The following is a 23,948-nucleotide window of genomic DNA, read 5'->3' as shown; positions in this document are numbered from 1 at the left end:
CTGTCTCAGCCAGATCGACGTCTACGCATGAGCTGCGATAGCAAGGTTCGCCATGTTCGTAGCTACATAGATTATGGAAGGTTCGTCATAGCCTGTGATGACAAGAGCCGTCTGATCTGGGGCAATCAGAACTTCGAGATGCAGACGCGCTCCATTTGACCCGCCACAAGGGACCTACTTGACCGATCGGCAATCGTCCGAGAGTTCCATCGTTATCTGATCTACCGCTCATTCCGCAGCCTGCGCTCGAGCGCGCGGCTGTAGCGCGAGATGAAAAAGCAGAACGCCGCATAGATCAGGGCAACGAAGACGTAACCCTCGACGATGAAGGTCCGCCATTGCGGGTCGGCCAGCGCCTGCTTCGCGGCGAGCAGCAGGTCCGTCAGCCCCACGATACCGACGAGCGAGGTGTCCTTGAACAGACCGATGAACAGGTTGGCGATCGCCGGAATGGCATGCCGCAGCGCCTGTGGCAGCACCACCAGCAGCGACGTCTGCCAGTAGGTGAGGCCGAGCGCCGCAGCCGCCTGCTCCTGGCCGGGGGACACGGCCTGCAGGCCGCCGCGGATAGCCTCGGCGAGATAGGCGGCGCTGAACAGCGTGATCGCCGCCAGAGCGCGCAGCAGGGCGTCGACCTGCAGCCTGCCGGGCAGGAACAGCGGTATCATGAACGACGCCATGAACAGCACGCTCACCAGCGGCACCCCGCGGACCATCTCGATGGTGGCGACGCAGATCGATTTCACCACCGGCAGCCGCGAACGGCGGCCGAGCGCCAGCAGCACCGCGAGCGGAAAGGCACAGACGATGCCGCCGATGGCGAGCAGGACCGTCAGCGGCAGGCCGCCCCACAGGTCGGTCGGCACCGGCGCCAGGCCGAGTGTGCCGCCGCGCATCAGCAGGAGGATGATGGCCGTGCCGAGCAGCCATCCTCCAAGCACCATGCGCCAGCCGAAGCGCAGCGAGCAGCTCGCCAACACCAGGACGACGGCGAGCGCGAGCGCCAGAAGCGGCCGCCATTGCTCCTCATAAGGGTAGCGGCCGAACAGGATCAGCCGGTACTTCTCATGGATGAATGCCCAGCAGGCCCCGCCATTGGCGCGGCAGGCGTCCGGAGAGGCGGCCGTCCACGTGGCGTCGAAGAAGGCCCAGCGCAACAGCGGCGGCAGCAGCATGACGAAGGCGGCAAGCATCGCCACCGTCAGCAGCGAATTGCTGATGCTGCCGAACAACCTGTAGCGCAATCCGGAAACGGCGGCGTTCATTGCGTACCGACCAGCGCCACGCGCGCATTGTACCAGTTCATGAAGGCGGAGATCGACAGGCTAATCGCCAGGTACGCGGCCATCATGATGGCGATCACCTCGACCGCCTGGCCGGTCTGGTTGATGATCGTATTGCCGATGGACATCAGGTCGGGATAGCCGATGGCAATCGCCAGCGAGGTGTTCTTGGCGAGATTGAGATACTGGTTGGCGAGCGGAGGCACCGCGACCTTCAATGCCTGCGGGATGACGACCAGCCGCATGGTCTGGCCCCGCTTGAGGCCTAGTGCCGCGGCGGCCTCCGCTTGTCCCCGATCGACCGACATGATGCCGGCGCGCAGGATCTCGGCGATGAAGGCGGCGTTGTAGAGCGACAGGCCGATCAGCAGCGCCGTCAGTTCGGGAGATACCTGGCCGCCGCCCGAGAAGCCAAAGCGGGTGGGGCGCGGCACGTCGAAGGGCGTCGTCATGGCGACGAACAGGAACGCGAGGCTCGGCAGCCCGGCAAGCAGCAGGGCTCGTGGCCAGAGTGGCGGCGGGCCGCCGAAGCGATCGGCCCGACGCCGCGCCCAAAGGCCATAGGCGAAGGCGGCGACCATGCCGACAAAAAGCGCGGCGAGCACCAGCCAAAGACCCGAATGCAGGATCGGGAAATGCAGGCCGCTCTTGGCCAGATAAACGCCGAACGGCAGTTTCGGCGCAGCCGCCGCGGCCGGCAGCATCTGGGTCAGCACCGCGTACCAGACATAGAGCTGCAACAGCAGCGGGACGTTGCGGACCAATTCGACATAGCCCGTCGCCAGGGGCGCGACGAGCGGATTGCGCGACAGGCTGGCGATGCCGACGAAGGTGCCGGCGACGGTCGACAGGATGACGCCGAGCAGCGCGACCACCAGCGTGTTGAGCAGGCCGACCAGCAGCGCTGTGCCAAATGTGGCATCGGCGCTGTAGGGGATGAAGCTCTGGCCGATCTCGAAACTGGCCGCCTGCCACAGGAACCCGAATCCGGTGCGGATCGAGCGCGCTTCGAGATTGCCGACGAGGTTGAGGCCAAGGAAGGCGACGACGCCGGCGACGATGGCCAGCACCAGCACCTGAATGGCGAGAGCGCGGAAGGCCGGCTCGTTCCAGCCTCCCGCACGCCGCTCCGTTTCGACTGCGGCGGCCTTCATCTCATCGTATCGGCAGGGCGTACATCAGCCCGCCATGCGTCCACAGCGCGTTGGCGTTGCGCTCCATGCGCAACGGCGTCCGGGGTCCGACATTGCGGTCGAAGATCTCGCCGTAGTTGCCGACCCGCTTGATCACGCGATAGGCCCAGGCGGCGTCGAGGCCGAGCTTCTCGCCCATATCGCCCGACGAGCCGAGCAGCCGCTGGATGCCGGGGTCCTTGCTGTCCTTCATCTCGTCCACATTGGCAGAGGTGACGCCCCTTTCCTCGGCCTCCACCAGCGCCATCAGCGTCCACTTGGCGACGGTGAAGAAGTCGAGATCGTTGCGGCCGACGACCGGCCCGAGCGGCTCCTTGGAGATCATTTCCGGCAGGATCTGCCAGTCGTCCGGATTGGGCGCGTCGGATGCGCGGACCGAGGACAGGTAGGACATGTCTGCGGAAAAAGCCTGGCAGCGCCCGCTGAAGAAGGCGGCGCGCGCTTCCTGCTGGGATTCGAACACCACCGGCGTGAACGTCTTGCCGTTGGCGCGGAAATAGTCCGCCATGTTCAGTTCGCTGGTGGTGCCGGTGGCGGTGCAGATGCTGGCGCCGTCGAGGTCGAGCGCGCTCTTGAGATCAAGCGACTTGGGGACCAGGAAGCCCTGGCCGTCATAGAAATAGACGCCGGCATAGAGCAGGCCGAGCGAAGCGTCGCGCGTCAGCGTCCAGGTGGCGACGGTGGTCAGCATGTCGACCTCGCCGGACTGCAGGGCGGTGAAGCGCTGCTGCGGGCTGAGCGGCACGAACTTCTCCTTGGCAGCGTCGCCCAGGATGGCGGTCGACACCGCGCGGCAGAAATCGGTGGTCAAGCCGGTCCACTGGCCCGAACTGTCGGCGATCGAGAAGCCGCCGATGCCGGTGCTGACGCCGCAGGCGGTTTCGCCGCGCTGGCGGATGCCGTCGATGGTGGCGCCCGCCTGCGCCGGCATGGCGAAGCCCGCGCAGGTCGCCATCAGCATGGCGCCCGCAAGACCGTTTCTGAGCAGATGGTTCATCGCATTTCCTCCCTTGTCTTTCATTTCACCCGGATTGAAGGATCCCTACAGCTGCGGCCGCCCTCCCGGCGGCCGGCGTCAGGTGACGGCGCGTCGCGCCGTAAAGCGCGCGTCGCGCCAGTCGCCCCCCTCCAGCACGGCGTTGAACGCGGACGCGGCCCGATGCACGTCGGCATAGCTGAGATAGGCCGGCGAGAAGCCGAAGCGCATCATGTCCGGCGCGCGGAAGTCGCCGACGACACCGCGCGCCATCAACGCCTGGACCACGGGATAGCCATGCTCGAAGGCGATCGACACCTGGCTGCCGCGCCGGGCCGGATCGCGCGGGGTGACGATCGTCGCGCCGTGGGTCCGGCAGGCGTCTTCCACGAGCGTCATGAACAGATCGGTGATGGCGATGCTCTTGGCGCGAAGGGCATGCATGTCGACATCCTCGATGGCGGCGAGACCGGCGTCGAGGGTACGCATGGACAGGATCGGCTGGGTGCCGCAAAGCAGGCGGCGGGCGCCGTTGTCGGGCCGGTAGCCGCGCTCGAAGGCGAAGGGCGCGGCGTGACCCCACCAGCCGGAAAGCGGCTGGCGCAACGTCGCCTGATGGCGTGCGGCGGCATAGATGAAGGCCGGCGCGCCGGGGCCGCAGTTGAGATATTTGTAGGTGCAGCCCACCGCCAGGTCAGCACCCGCGCGGTCGAGCTCGACCGGGACGACGCCGATGCTGTGGCATAGATCCCAGACGACAAGCGCGCCCCTGTCGTGGATGAAGCGCGTCATGGCGGCCATGTCACGCAGTTCACCGGTCCGATAGTCGACGTGGTTCACCAGCACGACGGCGGTCCGCTCGTCGACGAGGTCTTCGATCCTTGCGCCGTCGACGCCCTCGAGCAGCAGTTCCATGCCCGGCGCTCCCGCCACGACGCCCTCGGCGACATAAAGGTCGGTCGGGAAGCTGCCGCCCTCGGCGACGATCGTGGTACGCTTCGGCCGCAGCGAGCGACCCGCCTGCAGAGCCTTGTAGACGTTCACCGACACCGAATCGCAGACCATCGTCTGTCCGGCGGCCGCACCGGCCAGCGCGCCGACGCGGTCGCCGAGGCTCTCGGCCAGTGTGAACCAGCCCGCGTCGTTCCAGCTGCGCACGAGACCTTCTGCCCATTCCCGGCGCATGGCGGCTTCCATGTCGGCGAAGGCCGCAACAGGCGTCGGTCCGAGCGAATTGCCGGCGAGATAGACCATGTCGGCCGGAAGATGGAAACGCTGCTTCAGACGGGCGAGCGGATCGGATTCGTCGCGGCGCGCGATATCCAGGGCAACGCCTGCGGCGTTGGTGATTACCGGTGTCATGATGCCTCCCCGTGGGCCACGGCCACCTGGGTGGCTTGGTTGCATCGATCATTCGATGTAATATCGAAGATGTCAATAGATATATATAACATTGCTTCTCAAGGGGAATTATATATAAAATTGAAAGAGCAAGGGACTCAAATGGACGAGATCACAAAGACGGAGTTCGCCTACCGAACGCTGCGGCAGGAGATTCTCGAAACACGACTGAAGCCCGGCGTCCCGCTGAAGCTGGGTGCCATGCGCGAAGCCTACGGCATCGGCTGGACGCCCCTGCGCGAAGCGTTGTCGCGGCTGGAGGCCGAACATCTCGTCACGTCCAGCGCCAACAAGGGCTATACGGTCGCGCCGGTATCGTTGGAGGAATTGGGCGACCTGACCGCCGCCCGGCGGCTGGTGGAACTGCCGATGCTGGCCGCATCCATCGCAAACGGCGACGAAGCGTGGGAAACCAAACTCGTGGCCGCCCATTTCCGCCTGTCGCGCTGCGCACCGCCCACCGAACGGCCGGAAGACCTCGTCATCACCGATTGGGAGGAGCGGCACGAAGCTTTCCACATGGCGCTATTGTCGGCCTGCAAGTCGCCCTGGCTGATGCGCTTCTATATCCAGATTCGCGACCAGTTGCGCCGCCATCACCGCGTGCTCGCCATCGCGCCCGGCCTTTCGGCCACAAGAGGCGAGAAATGGCGCGACAGCGCCGCCTTCCATGCATTGTGCAGCGCGCTCGCACTGGCGCCGCATACCGAATTGATGAACGCGGCGCTTAACCACGATATCGACGGCGCGGTCGAATTGCTCGGCGCGCATATCGAATTGACCCGGCAGGTCTTCGTTGCCGCCGATTTCAACGGCGCGAGCGCGCGCGACGGCTAAGCGCTGCCCGGCGCAACACGGCAATCGACCCGCCCCGACGACGGATTTCAACGGCAGGAAATATCCATGGAAAACGGACAATCATGAACGGCGCATCCACATATCCGACGCTCGTTCTCGTCAACGGCAACGTCCTCGGCGACGACGGCCGCCACGAGGCGCTGGCCGTGTCTGGCGCGCGCATCGCCGCCCTTGGCTCGACGGCGGCCATCTCGGCGCTCGCCACGGCGGCGACGGAAACGATCGACCTCGCGGGACGGACCGTGGTGCCGGGTCTGGTCGACGGCCACGCCCACATGGACCGGGAGGGGTTGAAGGACCTACTGCCCTCGCTGGCGGACTGCCGCTCGATCGAGGACATCGTCGGCCGTATCGCCGAAATCGCGCGTTCCCGGAAGCCCGGCGAATGGATCGTCACCATGCCGATCGGCAAGCCGCCGGGTTACGAGAATGTGCTGGCCGGCATCGCCGAGGGTCGTTTCCCCGACCGCCACGACCTCGACCGCGCCGCGCCGGACAATCCCGTCTACATCCGCTCGATATGGGGCTACTGGCGTTCGGACCTGCCGCTGGTTTCGATCGCCAACAGCGCTGCGCTCCGGCTGGCCGGCATCGATGCCGCGACGGTTCCGCCTGCACCGTCGATCGAAATCTGCCGTGATCCGCGCAACGGCGAGCCGACCGGCGTCTTCATCGAAGCCAACAAGATGCCCGTCGTTGAGCTCAGCCTGATGCGGCGCGCACCGAATTTCGCGCCGGCCGACCGCGTCACCGCACTTGCCGCCTCGATGCGAGCCTACAACCGCGCCGGCACGACCAGCGTGTTCGAGGGCCACGGCATCGCCGCCGAGGTGCTCGACGCTTACCGGAAGGTCAACATGGCCGGGGGCCAGACAGTGCGGGCGTCCCTGGTTTTCAGCCCGCCATGGGCTTCCACCAGCGCCGACGATTGCCGGGCGCTGCTGAAATCCTGGGGCCATTGGCTGGCCGGCCGCGGTCTCGGGGACAAATGGCTCGGGATGGCAGGCCTCTATGGCGAGATCGACAATTCTGTCGAGCGCACGCTTCGCAGCGCCGCCTTTCCACAGACCGGCTGGGCGGGCTTCCACTACGATTCCTCGCTGCCGCGCGACGCCCTCAAGGCCGTCCTGGTCGAAGCCGCCCGCAACGGCATCCGCGCCGTCGGCATCCTGCCCAACATGCTCGATCTCTTCGCTGAGGTGAACGAAACCGCGCCGATCGCCGGGCAGCGCTGGGTGCTCGGCCATATCGTCAGCCTGACACCGGACCAGGTCAGGCAGGTCGCGGATCTCGGTCTTGCCGTGACCACGCATCTGACCGCCTATATCTACAAGCGCGGCAGCGAACTGGTCGAAAAACTCGGCAGCGAGCGCGCCGGCGAGATCGTGCCGCTGCGCTCGCTGCGCGAGGCGGGCGTACCCATCTCGTTCGGCAGCGACAACGCCCCGCTCAGCCTGTTCCATTCGATCGGACACGCGGTCAACCGGCGCGACAAGCATGGCGCGGTAATCGCCCCCGAGCAGGCGCTGACACGCGCGGAAGCGCTCGAATGCGCGACGCGCGGCGGCGCAGCGCTGACATTCGAGGAGGACGACAAGGGCAGCATCGCGGTCGGGCGGCTCGCGGACCTGGCGGTCCTGTCGGACGACCCGCTGACCTGCATGCCCGACAGGATCGCCGGAATCACCGCCGACCTGACCATCGTTGACGGCCGCGTCGTCCACCAGCGGTGAGCGAGGATCCGGCGCTGATGCACCCGAGAGAGGAAGCCATGAGCCGACCGAAACCCGAATATGTCTTCCTCGACTACGATCAGGCGAGGCTGGACCTCAATTACACGCAAAGCGCCTGGGCGCCGAATGCCGACGCCATCATCGCCTGGTATCGCAGCGCCAGCATTGCCGCGCATGAACGGCTCGCCTGCCGCAGCTTCGCCTATGGCGAGACGCCGCTCGAGCGCATCGACCTGTTTTCCGCCGGCAGGCCGGGCGCACCGCTGGTCGTCTACGTCCACGGCGGCGCATGGCGCATGCTGGACCGCTTGGACAGCGCCTTCGCCGCCGAGGCGTTCGTTGCTGCGGGCATCGACTTCGCCGTGCTCGATTTCGCGAGCATTCCCGACGCTCGACTGCCGGACATGGTAAGGCAGGTGCAGCGCGGTATAGGCTGGCTTTTACGCAACTCTGCGGAACTGGGCTTCGACAGCGGCCGTGTCGTCGTCGTCGGCCATTCTTCCGGCGCGCATCTGGTCGCCGCAGCGCTGACGGCCGACACGCCCGAGCATGTCATCCCCGGCTCGGTACGCGCCGCTCTGTGCGCCAGCGGGGCCTACGATCTCCAGGGCACTATGCTGAGCGCGCGGGGCGCCTACCTGCAACTGAGCGCCGCAGAGATCGACGCATTCAGTCCGATCCGCCATCTGTCGCGTCTCGCCTGCCCGATGGTGGTGGCTTACGGCTCGGCCGAGACCGACGAATACCGCCGCCAGGCGACGACGTTTCACGCCGCGCTGCGCGCGGCCGGCAAACAAAGTGAACTCGTGCTGGCGGAAGGCCACAACCATTTCGAGATCAGCCGTACACTCGGCGAGAGTGGAGGTCTTCTTTTTTGCATCGCGATGAGGGCGCTGCAGCATTGACGCGGTTGCAGTGTACGAGCGATCGAGCCGAAGTGGTGAAAACTACACCTTCCGGCAATCCAAAGAATGGTGGCGATCTCGGTGGTGGCCAAGGCCGGCTCCGTGCTTTCCCTGCCGGGACCGGTCGTCTTCATCGCCGCGATCGTCACTGGCGTCGCCACCGGCGCGGCCGTCCACGAAATTCTGGAAAAGCCGATCGCCGCGTTCCTGAAAAACCGGCCGGATTGGCGAACCAGCGCGCATTCCGTGGCGCGAGCGCGGCTCAATCGGGTACTACGACCAACTCCGCGGTCACGCAGATCGGATTTTCGCCGCGCACCAGACGGCCATGGAAGATGGCGCCGCGCATGTCGACGATGGCGATGTCGAGCCGTACGACCGGGCCGGCCGGCGTTTCCTCCAGTCGCCCCTCGGTGACGAAGAACTCGGAAGCGTAGGACTCCATCACCGGGCCGCTCTCGAAGCGTGCGCCGTTCAGGCTGCCGATGCCAAGGATCGTAGCCCGGCGGATGCCCCCGTCGCGACAGATCGCCTCCAGCGCAAGTGAAATGTCCTGGTTCGGCCGCAAGGTGACGGCGAGCGCCGACCTGTCGCCGGCTTCGCCACCTTGCGCCAGCTCGGCGGTGAACAGCCGGAAATTCGTCTCCGGATCGTGCCGCGACTCGAAGACCGCGCCGCGCAGCCCGACACCGCGCACCCGCACGGCCTCGGCCGGCAAGCTCTCGGACGGCAGCATATGGCCGAGCGCAGGTGAGCCCCTCTCGTCCTGCCAAAGCCCATGGCAATGAACGAAGCCGGCGCCGTCGCGGCGGCCGACGATCGCCGTCGCATGCCCCACCGTGACGCCACCTTCAGGTGCGATGGTCGCGGAATACCAGGCGGCATGTTCGCCATCGGGCGAAGCCGCGGGCAGCACGTAGCGGAACGGATCGAAGCGGCCGCCGTCGATCCCGACACAGGCACTGTCGCAGCCGGCGGCGGCGACCGCCTTCGCCAACCCGGTTTCCACCGCCTCGCCGCGCGCCAGGGTGAAATCGAGCGGCACCGCCCTTGCCCATGCCAGCGCATGCCGCCGTTGCGCCACCGGCCCCGGATGGGCGATGGGCGGGCGGGCGGTCATGCCGTCGTCTCGGCGAGCAGGCCGCGCGCCTCCAGCGCCTCGCGCACCAGCTTCTTGGTGATCTTGCCATAGGCCGATTTCGGCATCTCCTCGATGAAGATGAAGCGCTTCGGCATCTTGTAGCGGGCGAGCTTGCCGTCGAGGAAGGCGATCAGTTCGGCCTCGCCCACCGTCGCGCCTTGCGCCGGCACGCACACGGCGATGCCGGCCTCGCCCCATGCCGGGTCCGGCACGCCGAGCACCGCCACCTCGCCGACCCCCGGATGGGCGAGGATCTTCTCCTCGATCTCGCGCGGATAGATGTTGGAGCCGCCGGAAATGTACATGTCGGAGGCCCGGCCGGTGATATAGAGATAGCCTTGCTCGTCGAGATAGCCGAGATCGCCGGTGCGGAACCAGCCGTTGCGGAAGGCCCTGGCGTTGGCTTCCGGGTTGTCGTAATAGCCGGCGAAGACGGCCGGACCGGTGACGCAGATCTCGCCGCTGGCATTGGCCGCAAGTTCGGCGCCGTCATCGTTCTGGATGGAGATTTCCATCGCCGTGCGCTCGAAGCCGCAGGTGTTGAGACGCATGCCGGGCCTGTCCTCGGCCTCGTGCTCCGCGGCCGGCAGGACGGTGATGTTTCCCGTCACTTCACCGAGGCCGAAATACTGCACGATGACCGGCCCGAGCTTCGCCAAAGCGCGCTTCTGGTCCTCCCGGTACATCGGCGCGCCGGCATAGATGACGTAGCGCAGCGAGCCGTGGTCGGCGCCGTCGACGGCGGGGTGCTCGACAAGGCGCTTCAGGATGGTCGGCACGGTGAACATGTTGGTGATGCGCCAGTGTTCGACCAGCGACCAGATTTCAGCCGGGTCGAAGCGCTCCGACGTTGTCAGCACCGTCCTGGCGCCGGCCGCCACCTGGGTCAGCAGATGCACGCCGGCGCCGTGCGAGAGCGGGGCGACGACCAGCGAGGCGTCGTGTTGCGTGGTGCCCGGCATCAGGTCGCACAGATGATTGGTGACGACGAAGCCCATCTGGCCGTGCGTCAGCACCGCCGCCTTCGGCCGCCCGGTGGTGCCGGAGGTAAAGAAGAACCAGCAGGGATCGTCGCGCCCGACCGCCTCGTTGGAAACCGCCCTGCCCAGATACTCGGCGACCACGGCGTCGTAGCTGTCGCCGAACCCGGCCTCGCCGATGGCAAGCGTGAAAGCCGGCGGCGCGGCAAGCGCGGCGCAGGTGGCGGCATGATCGGGAAAGGCGGCGTGGCAGATCATTCCCTTCGCGCCGCTCGCCTCGGCCAGATAGGCGACCTCGGCCGGGGTCTGGCGGAAATTGGTCGGCACCCAGACCGCGCCCAGCCGGAAGCAGGCGAACATCGATTCCAGCATCTGGTTGCAGTTCTGCGACTGGACCAGGATGCGATCGCCCTTCTTCACGCCGAAACGGTCGCGAAGTCCTGCGGCCATGGCGCTGACGCGCGCATCGAGATCGCGCCATGTCCAGCTTTGCTCGCCCCACGCCAGCGCAATTTCGTCGCCGAGCCGGCGCGCCGACCGCGTCAAAAGATGCGCCAGGTTGGACACCCGCGTCGAACGCGGCAGGGCCTCGTTTGCGGATGGCGCTTGCTGCCCCACTCTACGTCTCCGTCGGTTTCCTCGCGCGGCCGTCGCGGCGCGCAAAAATGCGTTGCAGTTTCACGGACAGGCGGCCGGCCTCGTCGCGTAGAAGCGCGGCGAGATTTTCCTGCCGTTCGGCTCCCATACGACTGTCGATGGCCGACAGGCTGAGCGCGCCGGCGGTGCGGCCGTCGGGATAGCGAACGACCATGCCGATCGCCCAAGAATTGGGCAGCACCAGCCCCGGATTGAGTGACCAGCCGCGGGCGCGCGTCGCCTCGACCTGCTCGCGGATGACCTGTGGCGTATAGCGCGGAAAGCGGGCGGCGACGGCGGCCTCGTTCTCGGCGACGATGTGGTCGATCTCCTCGTCGGGCAGGTCCGCCAGCAGCGCCATCGAGCCGGCGCCAATGCCGAGCGGGTGATGGGCGCCCGCCTGCAGCACATGAGTGCGGATCGGAAAACGGCCTTCCTCGCGCTGCAGACACACCGAAAGGTTCTGACGGCGCACGGAGAAGAACGAAGAATCCTCGCTTTTGTCGGAGATATGCCGCAGGCTCTCGCCGGTGAATTCGAGCAGGCTATGGCGCGTTGCCGCCAGCGCGCCCATCAGGAAGGCCTCCTCGCCGAGATGGTAGCGCCGGCTTTTCGCGTCCTGCTCCACCAGTCCGGCCCGCATCAGGGCGAGCAGCAGGCGCCGCGCCGTCGGCTTGTTCAAGCCGCTTTCGGCCAGGATATCGGAGAGGCCGATGCCGGCTTCGGCATTGCGGCGCACGATAGCCAGCAGGCCGAGCGCGCGGTCGACGCTCTGCGCGCCGGTGACCTCCCGCATAGCGCTCATGTTATGGCAACTTCCGTTTGGTCATAATATGGACCATGTAGGCACGCGATCCTTATCCTGATTCATATTTGCATTGCACCTAAGGCTGCGCAAGCGCGCGTCTTGCGCTATTGTCGCCTTCTGAGCCGGGCCAAACGGTCCATACTGTGAACAACCGGCAGAGGAACACGTTTATGCCCGGACGCATGCAAAACAAGGTCGTGCTCGTCGTCGGCGGCGGCGCGCCGCCTGAAGGGCTGAACAACGGCAAGGCGGCCGCGCTGCTCTATGCGCGCGAGGGCGGCGCCGTCGTCGTCGCAGACCGCGACCTTGCGGCGGCGCAACGAACCCGCGGCGAGATCACGGCGCAGGGCGGCGATTGCCTGGCGCTCACGGCCGACGTGACCGACAGCGCCAGCCTGGAGCGCGCCGTGGCCGCCGCCCTCGGCGCCCATGGCCGCATCGACGTGCTGCACAACAATGTCGGCATCGCCGCCACCGGAGGACCGGTCGAGACAAGCGAGGAGGAATGGAACCGCATCGTCGCGGTCAACCAGACCGGCGTGTTCCTCGCCTGCAAGCATGTGCTGCCAGCGATGGTCGAGCAGGGAGCAGGCGCCATCGTCAACATTTCCTCGGCGGCGGCGTTGCGCTGGATCGGCTTCCCCTACGCCGCCTATACGGCGTCGAAGGCTGCCGTGCTGGCGCTGACGCAGAACATCGCCCTGCAATATGCCGGCAAAGGCATCCGCGCCAACTGCGTGCTGCCCGGCCTGATGGACACGCCGATGATTCGCGAGCCGCTGGCGGCGAGTTACGGCGCGGATGTCGAGACGATGCTCGCCAAGCGCAATGCCCAGAGCCCGACGGGAAGCATGGGCGATGCCTGGGATACCGCCTATGCCGCGCTGTTCCTGGCTTCCGACGAGGCGCGTTATGTCAACGGCACGCATATCATCGTCGACGGAGGACTCACCGCACGCTGCGCCTGACGCTTAGAGCGAAATGCCGTTTCGCTGAATCGGTATTTCACTCTAACCCTTTGTTTTTGAAGTATGATGTTTTCCGAAAAGTCTGCAACTTTTCGGCATCATGCTTTAAAGAAAGCCGATGGAGAACCACGGCACCGCCGCGATCACGATGACGCCGATGAGCAGCGCCAGCAGATAACCCATGATCGGCCGCATGCCCTCGTCGGGATTGACCCGGCCGATGGCGCAGGCGGTGTAGTAGCCGACGCCGAAGGGCGGTGCGAACAGGCCGATGCCCATCGCCAGGATGACGACGATGGCATAGTGCACGTCATTGATGCCGACGGCCTCGGCGATGGGGAACAGGAGCGGCCCGAACAGCACGATGGCCGGAATCCCTTCGAGCACCGAGCCGAGGATGACGAAGACGACGATCGACATCGCCATGAAGCTCGCCGCCCCGCCCGGCAGCGTCGACATGAAGGAGGCGAGCTGGCCGGAAAAGCCGGACTGGGTGAGCGCCCAGGCCATCGCCGTCGCCGCGCCGATGATGAACAGGATGGCACCCGACAGCGAGGCCGTGCCAACCAGCATGGCGCGCAGCCTGTGCCATTCGAAGCGGCGGTAGATCAGCAGGCCGGCCAGCACCGAATAGACGATGCCGATGGTGGAAACCTCGGTTGCCGTGGCGATGCCCTCCACGACCGCGAAGCGGATGACGAACGGCAGGATCAGCGCCGGCAGCGCGATGGCGAAGGTGCGGCCGATCTCGCCGAGGCCGGCGCGGCGCACGGCTGAAAGGTCCTCGCCGCGCGAGCGCCACCAGGCGACGCCCGCCAGCGCCAATGCCAGCACCAGCGCCGGCAAAAGGCCACCGGTGAAAAGGGCGGCGATAGAGACGCCGGTGACCGAACCGATGGTGATGAGAACGAGGCTCGGCGGGATCGTCTCCGACATGGCGCCCGACGACGACAGAAGCGCGATCAGTTCGCCGGGCTTGGCGCCGCGCGCCTTCATCTCGGGAAACAGCACCGGGGCGACGGCGGCCATGTCGGCGGCCTTGGCGCCGGAAATGCCGGACACCAGAAAGATCGCGCCGAGCAGCACATAGGAGAGCCCGCCGCGTACATGGCCGACGAGGGCGGCCAGAAACGCCACCATGGCCCGCGCCATGCCGGTCGTCTCGATCAGATAGCCGAGCAGCACGAATAGCGGCACGGCGAGCAGGATCAGGTGTGACATGCCCTCGTCCATGCGGCTGACCACGATGCTCATCGGCACGCGCGTCGTCAGCGCCAGATAGGCGAAAGTGCCGAGGCCGAAGGCGAAGGCGATGGGCACGCCGGCGAAGATGGCGGCGGCGAGCAGCACAACGAAGAAGATGACGAGATTGATGTTGCCGAGGTCGGCGAAGACCGACTTCATCAGGTAGAGCACGGCGCCGATGGCCAGCGTCAGCGCCACCGCCTCGACGACCTGCCGCGTGGAAGCGACGCAAGCCAGCCGCACCAGCGCGATCAGGATCATCAGCGCAGCACATACCGGAAGCGCCGAGGCGCGCCATGCGGCCGAAATGCCGAGCGCCGGCGTGGTGATGAAGGTTTCGTTGAGCGCGAACCTGTAGGCGGGCATGACGATCAGCAACAGGAAGGCCGCCGAGGCAGCGATCGCCAGCACCTCGATGAAGGCGCGCCCGCGCGGCGGCAGTGCGGTGACCATGGCGGTCATGCGCATATGCTCGCCGCGGCGCAGCGCAACGCAGGCGCCGAGCAGTCCGAGCCACAGGAAGCATAGAGAGGCGAGTTCGTCGGACCAGACCAGCGGCCGGTCGAAGACGTAGCGCGACACCACGCCGGCGAACAGCACCACCACCTCGGCGATGACGAGGACCGCCGCCGGGATCTCCACCAGATGGCCGAGGAAGGCGTCGGCCTTCGCCGCCCACGGCCGCAGCGAAACGCCCGCTTCCGCCTCGGTTGCCGGCTCCATCATCGGCCAGACAGCCGGGCAGGCTGCCGAGGCCGCTTGCCCAACCCTTTCCGCTCGATGTCGCGCCGGATCATCCGAGAGCCATTTTCCACCGTTCGGCCCGAAGCCCTACACCAGCTTGCCGACGGCCTTTTCCAGAAGATCCCACGGCTCCTGGCCGTATTTGTCGCGCCAGGAGGCATAGAAGCCGGCCGAACGCAGCTTGTCGCGGAACGGTGCCGGATCGGGCGTGTTGAGTTCCATGCCTTCGGATTTCAGCTTGTCGGCCAGCGAAGCGTTGAGCGCGGCGGTGTCCGCCCGTTCGGCTACCGCCGCGGCGTTGATGTGCTTGGTGACGACGGCGCGGATGTCCTCCGGCAGCGCCTCCCACATCTCCTTGTTGGCGAGGAACCAGAAACCGTCCCACATATGGTTGGTCATGGAGCAGTATTTCTGCACCTCGTAGAGCTTCGCCGTCTGGATGATAGCGAGCGGGTTTTCCTGGCCTTCGACGACCTTGGTCTGCAACGAGGTGTAGACCTCGGCGAAATTGATGCTGGTGGGGGCCGCGCCGAAAGCCTCGAACATCGAGGTCCACAACGGGCTCACCGGGACGCGGATCTTGAAGCCGGCGAGATCTTCGGGCGTGGCGATGGGCTTGCTGCTCGACGTCGTCTGGCGGAAGCCGTTGTCCCAGATCTTTTCCATGGCGACGAGGCCGGACTTGGCGATCTCGCCACGCACGAAGGCACCGAGCTCGCCGTCCATCGCCTTCCAGACCGTATCGTAGTCCGGGAAGGCGAAGCCGATGCCGTTGATCGAGGCGACCGGCACCAGCGTCGACAGGATCAGGCCCGACAGAGTGAAGAACTCGACCGCGCCCGACCGAAGCTGGCTGAGCACGTCCGTGTCGGAGCCAAGCTGGTTGTTGGGGAATATCTGCAGTTCGAAGCGGCCGTCCGTGTCCTTGGCGATGGCATCGGCCGCCTCCTTGGCGCGCACGTTGAGCGGATGCGCGACCGGCAGGTTGTTGGCGTATTTGTAGCGGAAATCGGCAGCCCGCGCGGATCGGATTGCCGGCATGGTCAGCGCCGCCGCGGTGACCGCCGTGGTTCCAAGAAAATCTCTGCGCGTCAGTCCAGCCATCGTTTCCTCCCAGTTCGGCGCCTGGCTCCGCGGCAGCGCCATTTCAAACATTCTCCAAAGGTCCACATAATGGACCTCACCTCTCCCGAAGACTGTTTTTATTTCACACAAACCAGCCGAGCGGCAAGCCAAAACGGCATGTCGGCGTGAATGGACCAGGAAACACGGCCAGATCATTCCACATTGTGGACCTAGCGCATTACGAGCGCATGCGCGCCGCCCTGTCTCAGGGAACCGGCGAGCGACCCGCGCCAGCCTGCCGCGCCAGGAACCGCGAAAACAGCGCCAGACCCTGCCGCAGCACTTCGGTGTCGCAGGCATAGCCGATGCGCAGCCAGCCTTCCATGTCCAGCACCGAACCCGGCAGCAGCATCACGCCCGTCTCGGCTTGCAGGGTGCGGCACAGGTCAGCCGAGGGCATGTCGAGGTCGTAGCGCAGGAGCGCCGTCGTCCCCGATCTCGGCTTCACATAGCTGATCCTCGGCTCGGCTGCGATCCAGTCGTCGAGTATCTTCAGATTGGTTCGGGTTATCCTGCGGCTGCGTTCCAGCACGCGCTCGCTGTTTTCCAGCGCCAGCGCGGAGAAATGGTCGTCCAGGCGGCCGACGCTGATCGTCGTATAGTCGCGATGGATGAAGACCGCACGGATGACCTCCTCAGGCGCGGCGATCCAGCCGAGCCGCAGGCCGGCGAGCGAGAACGCCTTCGACATGCCGCAGGTGGAAATGCCCTTCTCATAGAGATCGCACATGGCCGGGGTGAAGCCGTCCCCCTCCTGGTCGATGCCGCGATAGACCTCGTCGCACAGAACCCATGCCCCCTCGGCGCGGGCAATGGCGGCGATCGCCTCCAGCCCGGCCCTGTCGATCAGCGAACCCGTCGGGTTGTTTGGGTTGGTCAGGGCGATCAGCTTCGCACCCCTGGCGAGTTCGGCCAGTTCGGCGAGATCCGGCAGGAAACCGTTCTCGGGTTTCAGCCAGAGCGGCCGCACCTTTGCGCCGCAGCTTTCGGGTATGGACGTGTGCTGCTGGTAGGTCGGCACGATCGAAACCACCGTATCGCCGGGTTCGACCAGAGCGGCGTGAACGAGGTGGTTGGCGCCGATCGTCCCGTGCGTGACGATCACGTTCTCCCGTTTCTGCCACTCGTAGAGGCGGCAGATCGCGTCCTTCAGCCTGTCGGAGCCCTCGATGGCGCCGTATCCCAGGCGCATCGGCAACAGTTCGGCCAGCGCCGTGTCGTTGCGGCCGGCCATCGACAGCAATTCGGCAACGGTGATCGAATCCACGCAGGTTTCGGCGAGATTGAATTTCGCGTCATTCTCATAGGCGTTCATCCAGATCTCGACGCCGAATTCGCGGATCTTCATGCCGTTCCTCCCTGTTCGCTCCGACAATCCTGCACGGCCGGCGTCGGTACGCCATCCTCCCCGAGGCTGACTGCCCATCCCCTTCGGGGTGGATGGCCAGCGATACGAGAAGGCGTGACAAAGGCGGACAAAATCGCCGCGAAGGAGTTCGACGCATGACGCTTTATCCCCTGGACCTCATTCGCAGCCGTTTCCCGGCCCTCAGGAACTCCCGCACCGCCCATCTCGACAATCCGGCGGGAACGCTGGTTCCCGAACCGGTCATCGCCGCGGTGGCCGAGACGATGGCGACGGCATCGGCCAATCTGGGCGGACACTTCGCCGCCTCGCAACGCGCCGACGCGATCTGGCGCGCCGCCCACGAGGCGGCGGCGGATTTCGTCAACGCGGCGTCCTGGCAGGAAATCGTGATCGGGCCGAACATGACGACGCTCGCCTACCAGATGGCGCGCGTCATCGGCAAAACGCTCAAGCCCGGCGACGAGATCATCGTCACGCGCATGGACCATGAGGGCGACATCTCGCCCTGGCTCGACATGGCCGAACGGCATGGCCTTGTCGTGAAATGGCTCCCCTTCGACAAGGAGACCTGGCGCATCGAGCCGGACAACCTCGCGCCGCTTCTGTCCTCGCGGACGAAATTCCTGGCACTCAACTACGCCTCCAACATGACCGGCAGCATCAACGAAGTCGCCGCCCTGACCGCCATGGCGAAGGCGGCCGGCGCACTGGTCTGGATCGATGCCGTGCAGCTGGCGCCGCATCACCTGCCGGACGTGCAGGCCATCGGCTGCGATTTCCTCGTCTGCTCGTCCTACAAGTTCTTCGGCCCGCATCTCGGTGTCCTGTGGGGGCGCGAGGCGCTGCTGCGCGCGCTGCCGCCGCACCGGGTGCGCTGCCAGAGCGACGACCTGCCGGACCGCTTCTCGACCGGCACGCCGCAGACCGAGCTGCTGGCCGGGCTGACGGCGACGATCGACTATCTGGCATGGGCGGGCGAACACACCGGCCACAGTGGAACGCGACGCGAGAAGATGGCCGGCGCCTACCAGGCTTTCGACGCCTACGAAGCCGGCCTGACGCGGCAGCTCGTCGGCGGCCTGACGGCGCTGCCCGGCGTCAGGCTGATGGGCATCGCCAATCCGAACCTTTTTTCCCGCCGGGTGCCGACGGTCTCGTTCGTCCACGACCGGATATCCACCCATCGCTTTGCCGAGGCGCTGGCGGCCGAGGACATCAACGTGTGGTCAGGCCATAATTACGCACTGGAGCCGGCGCGCCATCTCGGCCTCTCGGAGGACGAGGGCGTGGTGCGCATCGGCATCGCCCACTACAACACCGCCGAAGAGATCGACCGGACGCTTGCGGCGATCGCCAAGCTTGTGCCGAAAGCCGCCATGTCATAACTTTCGGTTGAGATATCAGCCCCTTGCGGGCACCGCACCGAAAGGTCCATGTCCGAACCTTCTCCCGCCAGCTGGATCGCTCCTTTTGCCCACGCGCTCGACCGTCATGACCAGCCGGACGGCGTGGCGGCGCTGCTGGCCGCCATCGGCTCTGTCGTGCATTTTCATCTCGCGCTGTCGGTGATTCACCGGCGCACCAGCAGGCCGGCCTATGTGTTCGATACCTTTTCCGGCCCGCGCGCCAAGCGGGCCATCGAGCTTTTCACGGCAGGCACCTATCTGCTCAACCCGGTCTACAATGCCTATCTCGGTGGACTGAAGCCCGGCATCTACCTGATGCGGGATCTGGCGCCCGACAACTATTTCGATTCCGATCTCTATCGGAACCTCGACATCCGCCGTCACGAGGACGAGGAACTGGGCTATCGCACGCACGGCTGGCCCGAGGGCATGGAAGAACTGATCATCGCGATCGACCTGCCGGGCGACGAACTGGCTGAGATCAGCCTGTCGCGCATCCGCAGCGAAGGCGGCTTCGACGAAGCCTCGATCGCCAGCCTTCAGCAGGTGCAGCCGCTGATCGCGGCCATCTTCCGCCGCCTGTGGGCGCATCTGTCACGCGGCGAGGCGCGATCCCAAGGGCGACCCATCGACCATCTGTTCACCGACTTCGGCCGCGGCCTGCTCAGTCCGCGCGAACGCGAAGTGGCGCTTCTCATCCTGAAAGGCCATTCCAGCGAATCGATCGGCTATCACCTCGGCATCTCGACGGCGACGGTGAAGACCCATCGGCAGAAGCTCTACACCAAGCTCAACCTTTCCACCCAGCAGGAGCTTTTCTCGACCTTCCTGAAAAGCCTCAATCTCTAGGCTCGGCCGCACGCGCGGGTTCATCCGCTCAACCAACGAGGCTTTCGCGGATCGCCGCCGATATCGCGGCCAGCCCCTTGCGCAGTTCGTCCTCGTTCGGCCAGGCATAGCCGATGCGGAAATGGCGATCGTCCTGCTCGAACCAGCGGCCACGGCCGACATAGGTGTCGTGCTTGCGGTAGAGCCGTTCGTGGAAACCGGCCACGTCCACCTTGGCCGAAGGCACGATGCGGGGAAAGCAGACGCAGCCGCCCGACGGCTCGACCCATTCAACCAGGGGCTCGGAAGCGATCCAGTCCTTGACGATGGCGAAGGCGCTGGCGATGCGGGCGTTGTTGAAGGCGAGCCAATCCTCGCGCCGGCTGAGCGCGACATAGGCGATGTACTCGTCGACCATGCTGCCCGAAATGCCGATCTGCTCGCGCGCCGCCAGGAAGGTTTCCATCAGCGCGCTGTCGCGGGTGACGAGCCAGCCGATGCGGATGCCGGGAATGCCGTAGGTCTTCGACAGCGACGAGACGCTGATGACGCGGTCCGACAGGCCGGCGGCGAGGGGCAGCATCGGGCCGGACGTCATCTCGCGATAGGTCTCGTCGAAGAGCAGGCGAATGCCCTTGCGCTCGACCAGATCGATCAGGGCGCGCAGCTCGTCCGGCGAGATCATCACGCCGGTCGGGTTGTGCGGATAGGTCACCGAGACGTATTTCGTACCGGGCCTGATCGCCTCCTCGATCTTGCCGAGATCCAGCCTGAAACCGTCCTCGAACTTGAGATCGATGAAGCTCAGGTCGCAGCCGATGGCGCGCGGCGTCTCGATGTTGGTGGCGTAGTTCGGCCGTACCACGACGATGTGGTCTCCGGCCTTCAGCATAGAGGTCGAGATGATGAACAGCGCGCCGGCGGCACCGGCGGTGATCAGCACGTCGTCTGCCGCCAGCCCCTCGCCCGTCTTCGCGACCAGCGCGCGCAGGTCAGGTGCGCCGCGATGATCGCCGTAGCACAACAGGATGTCGTCGAGCTTCAGATTGAGCTCGCCCAGCCGCCTATCGGCGACCGAGCTTTCCGACAGGTTGTAGCGGATGGTGTCGTAGCCGAGCTGCTCCGGCGATTCCAGCTCGATAGGCATGCGCGAATAATTCATCGGACCGTTCCCTCCGCTCGACGCTCGGCAGATGGCTAAGCCAAGCCGTCGGCACTTTCCATCCACCCCGAGGCCGATGGCGACCATCATCCCTTGGGAGGATATTCTTCGCCCGACGACCAGCGCATCGTTCCGGAATCGGCGGGAGGATCGCCGCAACGAGTTCCAAGAACCGGGAGGACATCATGAAATTCAGGACTGGTCTTTTGGCCGCCGCGCTTCTGGGCCTGACGGCGGCGCTGCCGGCCCAAGCCGAAACCCTTCGGGTCGGCATGGAATGCACCTATGCGCCCTTCAACTACCGCACGCCCGACGGCCAGATGGCCGGCTACGACGTCGACGTCGCCAAGGGCATCGCCGAGCGCATCGGCGTAGACCTCGAATATGTCTGCCAGGAATGGGACGGCATGATCCCGGCCCTGCTGGCCTCCAAGTTCGACCTGATCGTCGCCTCCCTGTCGATCACCGAGGAGCGCAAGCAGAAGATCGATTTCTCCATTCCCTATCGCGTCTCGATCGGCCGCATCCTCGGTGCGAAAGACGCCAAGCTGAAGCTGTTCGACGACGCCGGCCAGCCGATCCCGGAAGCATTCAAGGGATTGCGCTTCGGCGTGGAGCGTGCCTCCACCTATTCGAAATGGCTGGAAGCCAAGCTGCCCGAAGCCGAGGTCGTCTACTACGACAGCAACCAGTCGATGCTGCTCGACCTGCAGAACGGCCGTATCGACATCGCCATCACCAATCCGATGAAGGCCTATCTCGACTTCCTCAGCAAGGATGACGGCGCCGGCTTCGAATTCGTCTCGCCGGCGATCGACGAGGTCAAGTATTTCGGCCCAGGCGTCGGCGTCGGCCTGCGCAAGGGCAACGACGAGCTTCTGAAGCGCATCGACAAGGCGCTGGCCGAGATGATCAAGGACGGCTCGCTCGAGAAGTACAGCCACAAATACTTCCCCTTCTCCATCCAGCCGGAAAACTGGAAGGGCGTCGACTGACGAACGAAAACCTCCGGGCGCCGCTTGACCGCGGCGCCCGCCTGGCTCGCGAGGGTTTGCCATGTCGCTGCTGGACGGCTGGTGGGATGACTTCTTCTTCGGTCTTTTGACCGTCCTGCAGGTCTTCGCTGTCGCGCTCGCCATGGCGGTCGCGCTCGGGCTCCTCGGCGCCTCGGCGAAGCTTTCGAACAGCCGCCTGCTGCGCGCACTGGCGCAGGTCTATACGGTGGTCTTCCGCGGCGCCCCGGAACTGCTGGTGCTGCTGCTGTTCTATTTCGGCATGGCGCTGACGCTGACCTGGTTCGTGCGCCTGTTCGACCCGTCGGTGAAGTTCATAGACCTGCCTCCCTTCTGGGCTGGCTCGATCGCCATCGGCCTCATCGTCGGCGCCTATATGACGGAGACGTTCCGCGGCGCCTTCCTCGGCGTCGACCGCGGCCACATCGAAGCCGCCCGCGCGCTCAGCCTCAACCCCTACCAGGTGTTCTGGTACGTGCGCGTTCCGCAGATGTGGCGACTGGCCCTGCCCAACTTCGGCAACCACATGCTTTCGATCATGAAGGATACGGCGCTGATCTCCATCATCGGGCTGGAGGAGATCCTCTTCGTCGCCAAGATGGCCAATTCCGTCGTGCATCGGCCGTTCCTGCTCTACGTCACCGTCGCCATGATCTACCTGGCGATGACGACGGTCATCACGCTTGTCGTCGGGCAACTGGAAGTGCGCGCCAACCGCCACCTGCGGGGGACGCGATGAGCTTCGATTTCGCGCTGATCGCCACCAGCCTGCCGAAGATCCTACAGGGACTAGGCCTGACGCTCAATCTGCTGGTGGTTTCGACCCTTCTCGGGCTGCTGCTGGCCGTCGGCATCCTGTTGATGCGGCTGTCCCAACACGCCTGGCTGGTGTGGCCAGCCAAGGCCTACATCTACTTCTTCCGCGGCACGCCGCTGTTGGTGCAGTTGTTCATCATCTATTACGGCCTGCCGCAATTCGGCTTGTTGCGGCACAGCTTCCTGTGGCCGCTTCTGCGGGAGCCCTATTGGTGCTCGGTCATCGCCCTGGTGCTCAATACGGCGGCCTATGTCTCGGAAATCCTGCGCGGCGGCGTGCTCGGCGTCGACAAGGGATTGATCGAAGCCGGCAAGGCTCTCGGCCTGACGAAGTTCCAGCGCGCCAGCCGCATCACCGCGCCGCTGGCGGTGCGGCTGGCGCTGCCGGCCTACAGCAACGAGATCGTGTCGATGCTGAAATCGACCGCGCTCGCCTCGACCGTCACGCTGATGGAGATGACCGGCGTCGCCCGCACCATCGTGGCCGACACCTTCGCCCCCTACGAGATCTTCATCGCCGCCACGATCATCTACCTGGTTCTGGTCTGGTTCATACAGACCGCCTTCAGCCTGCTCGAAGGCTACGCCAACCGCCATGTCAGAAAGGGCTGAGCCATGACCGGCATCGTCGACCTGGAACAGGTGAACAAGTTCTACGGCGACTACCACGCGCTGCGGAACATCGACCTTTCCGTCGCCAAGGGCGAGAAAGTCGTTGTCTGCGGCCCTTCGGGTTCGGGTAAATCGACGATGATCCGCTGCATCAACCGGCTGGAGGAGCACGACAGCGGCCGCATCGTCGTCGACGGCAAGGAGCTGACCGACGACGAAAGCAAGATCGAGAGCGTGCGACGCGAAGTCGGAATGGTGTTCCAGGCCTTCAACCTGTTTCCGCACATGACCGTGCTGCAGAACCTGACGCTGGCGCCGCGCCTCGTGCACAAGAAGCCACGGGGCGAGGCGGAAGAAGCCGCCATGAAATACCTGACGCGCGTGCGCATCCACGACCAGGCCAACAAATATCCCTCGCAACTGTCCGGCGGCCAGCAGCAGCGTGTGGCGATTGCGCGCGCGCTTTGCATGAATCCCGAGGTCATGCTGTTCGACGAACCGACTTCCGCCCTCGACCCGGAGATGATCTCCGAGGTGCTGGACGTCATGACCGACCTCGCCCGCGAGGGCATGACGATGATCTGCGTCACGCACGAGATGGGCTTCGCCCGCTCGGTCGCCGACCGCATCGTCTTCATGGACAACGGCGAGATCATCGAGACATCCACGCCCGCGGATTTCTTCGCCGCCCCAAAGACCGAGCGGGCCCGCACCTTCCTCGGCCAAATCCTGGCTCACTGAGTACC

21 protein-coding genes are annotated in these 23,948 nt (G+C 65.5%); 10 read left to right on the top strand and 11 right to left on the bottom strand.

What is annotated here, in order from left to right:
• Positions 1-221 precede the first annotated feature (221 nt).
• The 4 genes from FGU64_RS19220 to kynU all read right to left on the bottom strand — a co-directional run bounded on the left by FGU64_RS19220 (position 222) and on the right by kynU (position 4,814).
• Positions 222-1,265, bottom strand: a complete 1,044-nt coding sequence (locus FGU64_RS19220; RefSeq protein ID WP_139954617.1) for an amino acid ABC transporter permease — start codon at positions 1,263-1,265, stop codon at positions 222-224.
• Positions 1,262-2,437: an ABC transporter permease subunit gene (locus FGU64_RS19215; protein WP_139954616.1), complete on the bottom strand. Its 1,176-nt coding sequence runs from the start codon at positions 2,435-2,437 to the stop codon at positions 1,262-1,264. The genes FGU64_RS19220 and FGU64_RS19215 overlap by 4 nt, the downstream gene beginning before the upstream one ends.
• Position 2,438: 1 nt before the next feature.
• Positions 2,439-3,473 carry an amino acid ABC transporter substrate-binding protein gene (locus FGU64_RS19210; RefSeq protein ID WP_139954615.1) on the bottom strand — a complete coding sequence of 345 codons (1,035 nt, stop codon included), beginning with the start codon at positions 3,471-3,473 and terminating at the stop codon, positions 2,439-2,441.
• A 78-nt stretch (positions 3,474-3,551) separates the two neighbouring features.
• The gene (kynU, locus tag FGU64_RS19205) at positions 3,552-4,814 is read right to left on the bottom strand and encodes a kynureninase (protein ID WP_139954614.1); all 1,263 of its coding nucleotides are present in this window, start codon (positions 4,812-4,814) and stop codon (positions 3,552-3,554) included.
• A gap of 141 nt (positions 4,815-4,955) precedes the next feature.
• On the opposite strand from kynU, the gene FGU64_RS19200 reads away from it, so the two are divergent.
• The 3 genes from FGU64_RS19200 (at position 4,956) to FGU64_RS19190 (ending at position 8,349) form a co-directional block, all read left to right on the top strand.
• A complete protein-coding gene (locus tag FGU64_RS19200; RefSeq protein ID WP_136360029.1) occupies positions 4,956-5,690 on the top strand; it encodes a GntR family transcriptional regulator in 735 nt (244 codons plus the stop codon).
• Between the two features lie 83 nt (positions 5,691-5,773).
• Positions 5,774-7,444, top strand: a complete 1,671-nt coding sequence (locus FGU64_RS19195) for an amidohydrolase family protein (RefSeq protein ID WP_139954613.1) — start codon at positions 5,774-5,776, stop codon at positions 7,442-7,444.
• A 38-nt stretch (positions 7,445-7,482) separates the two neighbouring features.
• Positions 7,483-8,349 carry an alpha/beta hydrolase gene (locus FGU64_RS19190; protein ID WP_180375572.1) on the top strand — a complete coding sequence of 289 codons (867 nt, stop codon included), beginning with the start codon at positions 7,483-7,485 and terminating at the stop codon, positions 8,347-8,349.
• A 262-nt stretch (positions 8,350-8,611) separates the two neighbouring features.
• Here the strand turns inward: FGU64_RS19190 and FGU64_RS19185 are convergent, their stop codons facing one another.
• The 3 genes from FGU64_RS19185 to FGU64_RS19175 are packed head-to-tail and all read right to left on the bottom strand — an operon-like array spanning position 8,612 to position 11,911.
• A complete protein-coding gene (locus FGU64_RS19185; protein ID WP_139954611.1) occupies positions 8,612-9,469 on the bottom strand; it encodes a DUF296 domain-containing protein in 858 nt (285 codons plus the stop codon).
• Entirely contained in the window at positions 9,466-11,088 is a 1,623-nt protein-coding gene (locus FGU64_RS19180) for an acyl-CoA synthetase (protein ID WP_139954610.1), read from the bottom strand. Before FGU64_RS19180 ends, FGU64_RS19185 begins: the two co-directional genes overlap by 4 nt.
• Before the next feature lies 1 nt (position 11,089).
• Entirely contained in the window at positions 11,090-11,911 is an 822-nt protein-coding gene (locus FGU64_RS19175) for an IclR family transcriptional regulator (protein ID WP_139954609.1), read from the bottom strand.
• A 173-nt stretch (positions 11,912-12,084) separates the two neighbouring features.
• Here FGU64_RS19175 and FGU64_RS19170 point away from each other — a divergent pair, with 173 nt between their 5' ends.
• The gene (locus FGU64_RS19170; RefSeq protein ID WP_139954608.1) at positions 12,085-12,882 is read left to right on the top strand and encodes an SDR family NAD(P)-dependent oxidoreductase; all 798 of its coding nucleotides are present in this window, start codon (positions 12,085-12,087) and stop codon (positions 12,880-12,882) included.
• Between the two features lie 105 nt (positions 12,883-12,987).
• On the opposite strand, the gene FGU64_RS19165 is transcribed toward FGU64_RS19170, so the two are convergent.
• The 3 genes from FGU64_RS19165 to FGU64_RS19155 form a co-directional block, all read right to left on the bottom strand.
• Positions 12,988-14,850: a TRAP transporter large permease subunit gene (locus tag FGU64_RS19165; protein WP_246671374.1), complete on the bottom strand. Its 1,863-nt coding sequence runs from the start codon at positions 14,848-14,850 to the stop codon at positions 12,988-12,990.
• Positions 14,851-14,958: 108 nt separating this feature from the next.
• Positions 14,959-15,975: a TRAP transporter substrate-binding protein gene (locus tag FGU64_RS19160; RefSeq protein WP_139954606.1), complete on the bottom strand. Its 1,017-nt coding sequence runs from the start codon at positions 15,973-15,975 to the stop codon at positions 14,959-14,961.
• Positions 15,976-16,201: 226 nt separating this feature from the next.
• On the bottom strand, positions 16,202-17,344 hold the full coding sequence (locus tag FGU64_RS19155) for an aminotransferase (RefSeq protein ID WP_139954605.1): 1,143 nt from the start codon (positions 17,342-17,344) through the stop codon (positions 16,202-16,204).
• Between the two features lie 155 nt (positions 17,345-17,499).
• On the opposite strand from FGU64_RS19155, the gene FGU64_RS19150 reads away from it, so the two are divergent.
• Together FGU64_RS19150 and FGU64_RS19145 are read left to right on the top strand one after the other, a co-directional pair.
• On the top strand, positions 17,500-18,750 hold the full coding sequence (locus FGU64_RS19150) for a cysteine desulfurase-like protein (RefSeq protein ID WP_139954604.1): 1,251 nt from the start codon (positions 17,500-17,502) through the stop codon (positions 18,748-18,750).
• A gap of 48 nt (positions 18,751-18,798) precedes the next feature.
• Positions 18,799-19,620 (top strand): helix-turn-helix transcriptional regulator, encoded by an 822-nt coding sequence (locus FGU64_RS19145; protein ID WP_139954603.1) that lies wholly within the window; start codon positions 18,799-18,801, stop codon positions 19,618-19,620.
• Between the two features lie 28 nt (positions 19,621-19,648).
• On the opposite strand, the gene FGU64_RS19140 is transcribed toward FGU64_RS19145, so the two are convergent.
• Positions 19,649-20,761, bottom strand: a complete 1,113-nt coding sequence (locus FGU64_RS19140; protein WP_139954602.1) for an aminotransferase class I/II-fold pyridoxal phosphate-dependent enzyme — start codon at positions 20,759-20,761, stop codon at positions 19,649-19,651.
• Between the two features lie 185 nt (positions 20,762-20,946).
• On the opposite strand from FGU64_RS19140, the gene FGU64_RS19135 reads away from it, so the two are divergent.
• The 4 genes from FGU64_RS19135 (at position 20,947) to FGU64_RS19120 (ending at position 23,943) form a co-directional block, all read left to right on the top strand.
• Positions 20,947-21,756 (top strand): transporter substrate-binding domain-containing protein, encoded by an 810-nt coding sequence (locus FGU64_RS19135; protein ID WP_139954601.1) that lies wholly within the window; start codon positions 20,947-20,949, stop codon positions 21,754-21,756.
• Between the two features lie 61 nt (positions 21,757-21,817).
• Positions 21,818-22,513, top strand: coding sequence for an ABC transporter permease subunit (locus FGU64_RS19130; protein ID WP_139954600.1), 696 nt, complete (start codon positions 21,818-21,820; stop codon positions 22,511-22,513).
• Positions 22,510-23,202: an ABC transporter permease gene (locus tag FGU64_RS19125; protein ID WP_139954599.1), complete on the top strand. Its 693-nt coding sequence runs from the start codon at positions 22,510-22,512 to the stop codon at positions 23,200-23,202. The genes FGU64_RS19130 and FGU64_RS19125 overlap by 4 nt, the downstream gene beginning before the upstream one ends.
• Before the next feature lie 3 nt (positions 23,203-23,205).
• Positions 23,206-23,943, top strand: a complete 738-nt coding sequence (locus FGU64_RS19120; RefSeq protein ID WP_139954598.1) for an amino acid ABC transporter ATP-binding protein — start codon at positions 23,206-23,208, stop codon at positions 23,941-23,943.
• Positions 23,944-23,948 lie beyond the last annotated feature (5 nt).

Source organism: Mesorhizobium sp. 8 (assembly GCF_006351905.1).
In the GTDB taxonomy this organism is placed as follows: domain Bacteria; phylum Pseudomonadota; class Alphaproteobacteria; order Rhizobiales; family Rhizobiaceae; genus Mesorhizobium; species Mesorhizobium composti.
Note: the sequence above shows the minus strand (reverse complement) of the source record. Positions and strands in the feature narration are given on the sequence as shown.

Bases quoted from the DNA above. Each gene is read 5' to 3' on its own strand.
- FGU64_RS19175 (WP_139954609.1), bottom strand. From the start codon at position 11,911: ATGAGCGCTATGCGGGAGGTCACCGGCGCGCAGAGCGTCGACCGCGCG.
- FGU64_RS19140 (WP_139954602.1), bottom strand. From the start codon at position 20,761: ATGAATTATTCGCGCATGCCTATCGAGCTGGAATCGCCGGAGCAGCTC.
- FGU64_RS19120 (WP_139954598.1), top strand. From the start codon at position 23,206: ATGACCGGCATCGTCGACCTGGAACAGGTGAACAAGTTCTACGGCGAC.
- FGU64_RS19200 (WP_136360029.1), top strand. From the start codon at position 4,956: ATGGACGAGATCACAAAGACGGAGTTCGCCTACCGAACGCTGCGGCAG.
- FGU64_RS19210 (WP_139954615.1), bottom strand. From the start codon at position 3,473: ATGAACCATCTGCTCAGAAACGGTCTTGCGGGCGCCATGCTGATGGCG.
- FGU64_RS19145 (WP_139954603.1), top strand. From the start codon at position 18,799: ATGTCCGAACCTTCTCCCGCCAGCTGGATCGCTCCTTTTGCCCACGCG.
- FGU64_RS19125 (WP_139954599.1), top strand. From the start codon at position 22,510: ATGAGCTTCGATTTCGCGCTGATCGCCACCAGCCTGCCGAAGATCCTA.
- FGU64_RS19135 (WP_139954601.1), top strand. From the start codon at position 20,947: ATGAAATTCAGGACTGGTCTTTTGGCCGCCGCGCTTCTGGGCCTGACG.
- FGU64_RS19155 (WP_139954605.1), bottom strand. From the start codon at position 17,344: ATGAAGATCCGCGAATTCGGCGTCGAGATCTGGATGAACGCCTATGAG.
- FGU64_RS19190 (WP_180375572.1), top strand. From the start codon at position 7,483: ATGAGCCGACCGAAACCCGAATATGTCTTCCTCGACTACGATCAGGCG.
- FGU64_RS19195 (WP_139954613.1), top strand. From the start codon at position 5,774: ATGAACGGCGCATCCACATATCCGACGCTCGTTCTCGTCAACGGCAAC.
- FGU64_RS19170 (WP_139954608.1), top strand. From the start codon at position 12,085: ATGCCCGGACGCATGCAAAACAAGGTCGTGCTCGTCGTCGGCGGCGGC.
- FGU64_RS19165 (WP_246671374.1), bottom strand. From the start codon at position 14,850: ATGGAGCCGGCAACCGAGGCGGAAGCGGGCGTTTCGCTGCGGCCGTGG.
- FGU64_RS19185 (WP_139954611.1), bottom strand. From the start codon at position 9,469: ATGACCGCCCGCCCGCCCATCGCCCATCCGGGGCCGGTGGCGCAACGG.
- kynU (WP_139954614.1), bottom strand. From the start codon at position 4,814: ATGACACCGGTAATCACCAACGCCGCAGGCGTTGCCCTGGATATCGCG.
- FGU64_RS19220 (WP_139954617.1), bottom strand. From the start codon at position 1,265: ATGAACGCCGCCGTTTCCGGATTGCGCTACAGGTTGTTCGGCAGCATC.
- FGU64_RS19160 (WP_139954606.1), bottom strand. From the start codon at position 15,975: ATGGCTGGACTGACGCGCAGAGATTTTCTTGGAACCACGGCGGTCACC.
- FGU64_RS19130 (WP_139954600.1), top strand. From the start codon at position 21,818: ATGTCGCTGCTGGACGGCTGGTGGGATGACTTCTTCTTCGGTCTTTTG.
- FGU64_RS19215 (WP_139954616.1), bottom strand. From the start codon at position 2,437: ATGAAGGCCGCCGCAGTCGAAACGGAGCGGCGTGCGGGAGGCTGGAAC.
- FGU64_RS19150 (WP_139954604.1), top strand. From the start codon at position 17,500: ATGACGCTTTATCCCCTGGACCTCATTCGCAGCCGTTTCCCGGCCCTC.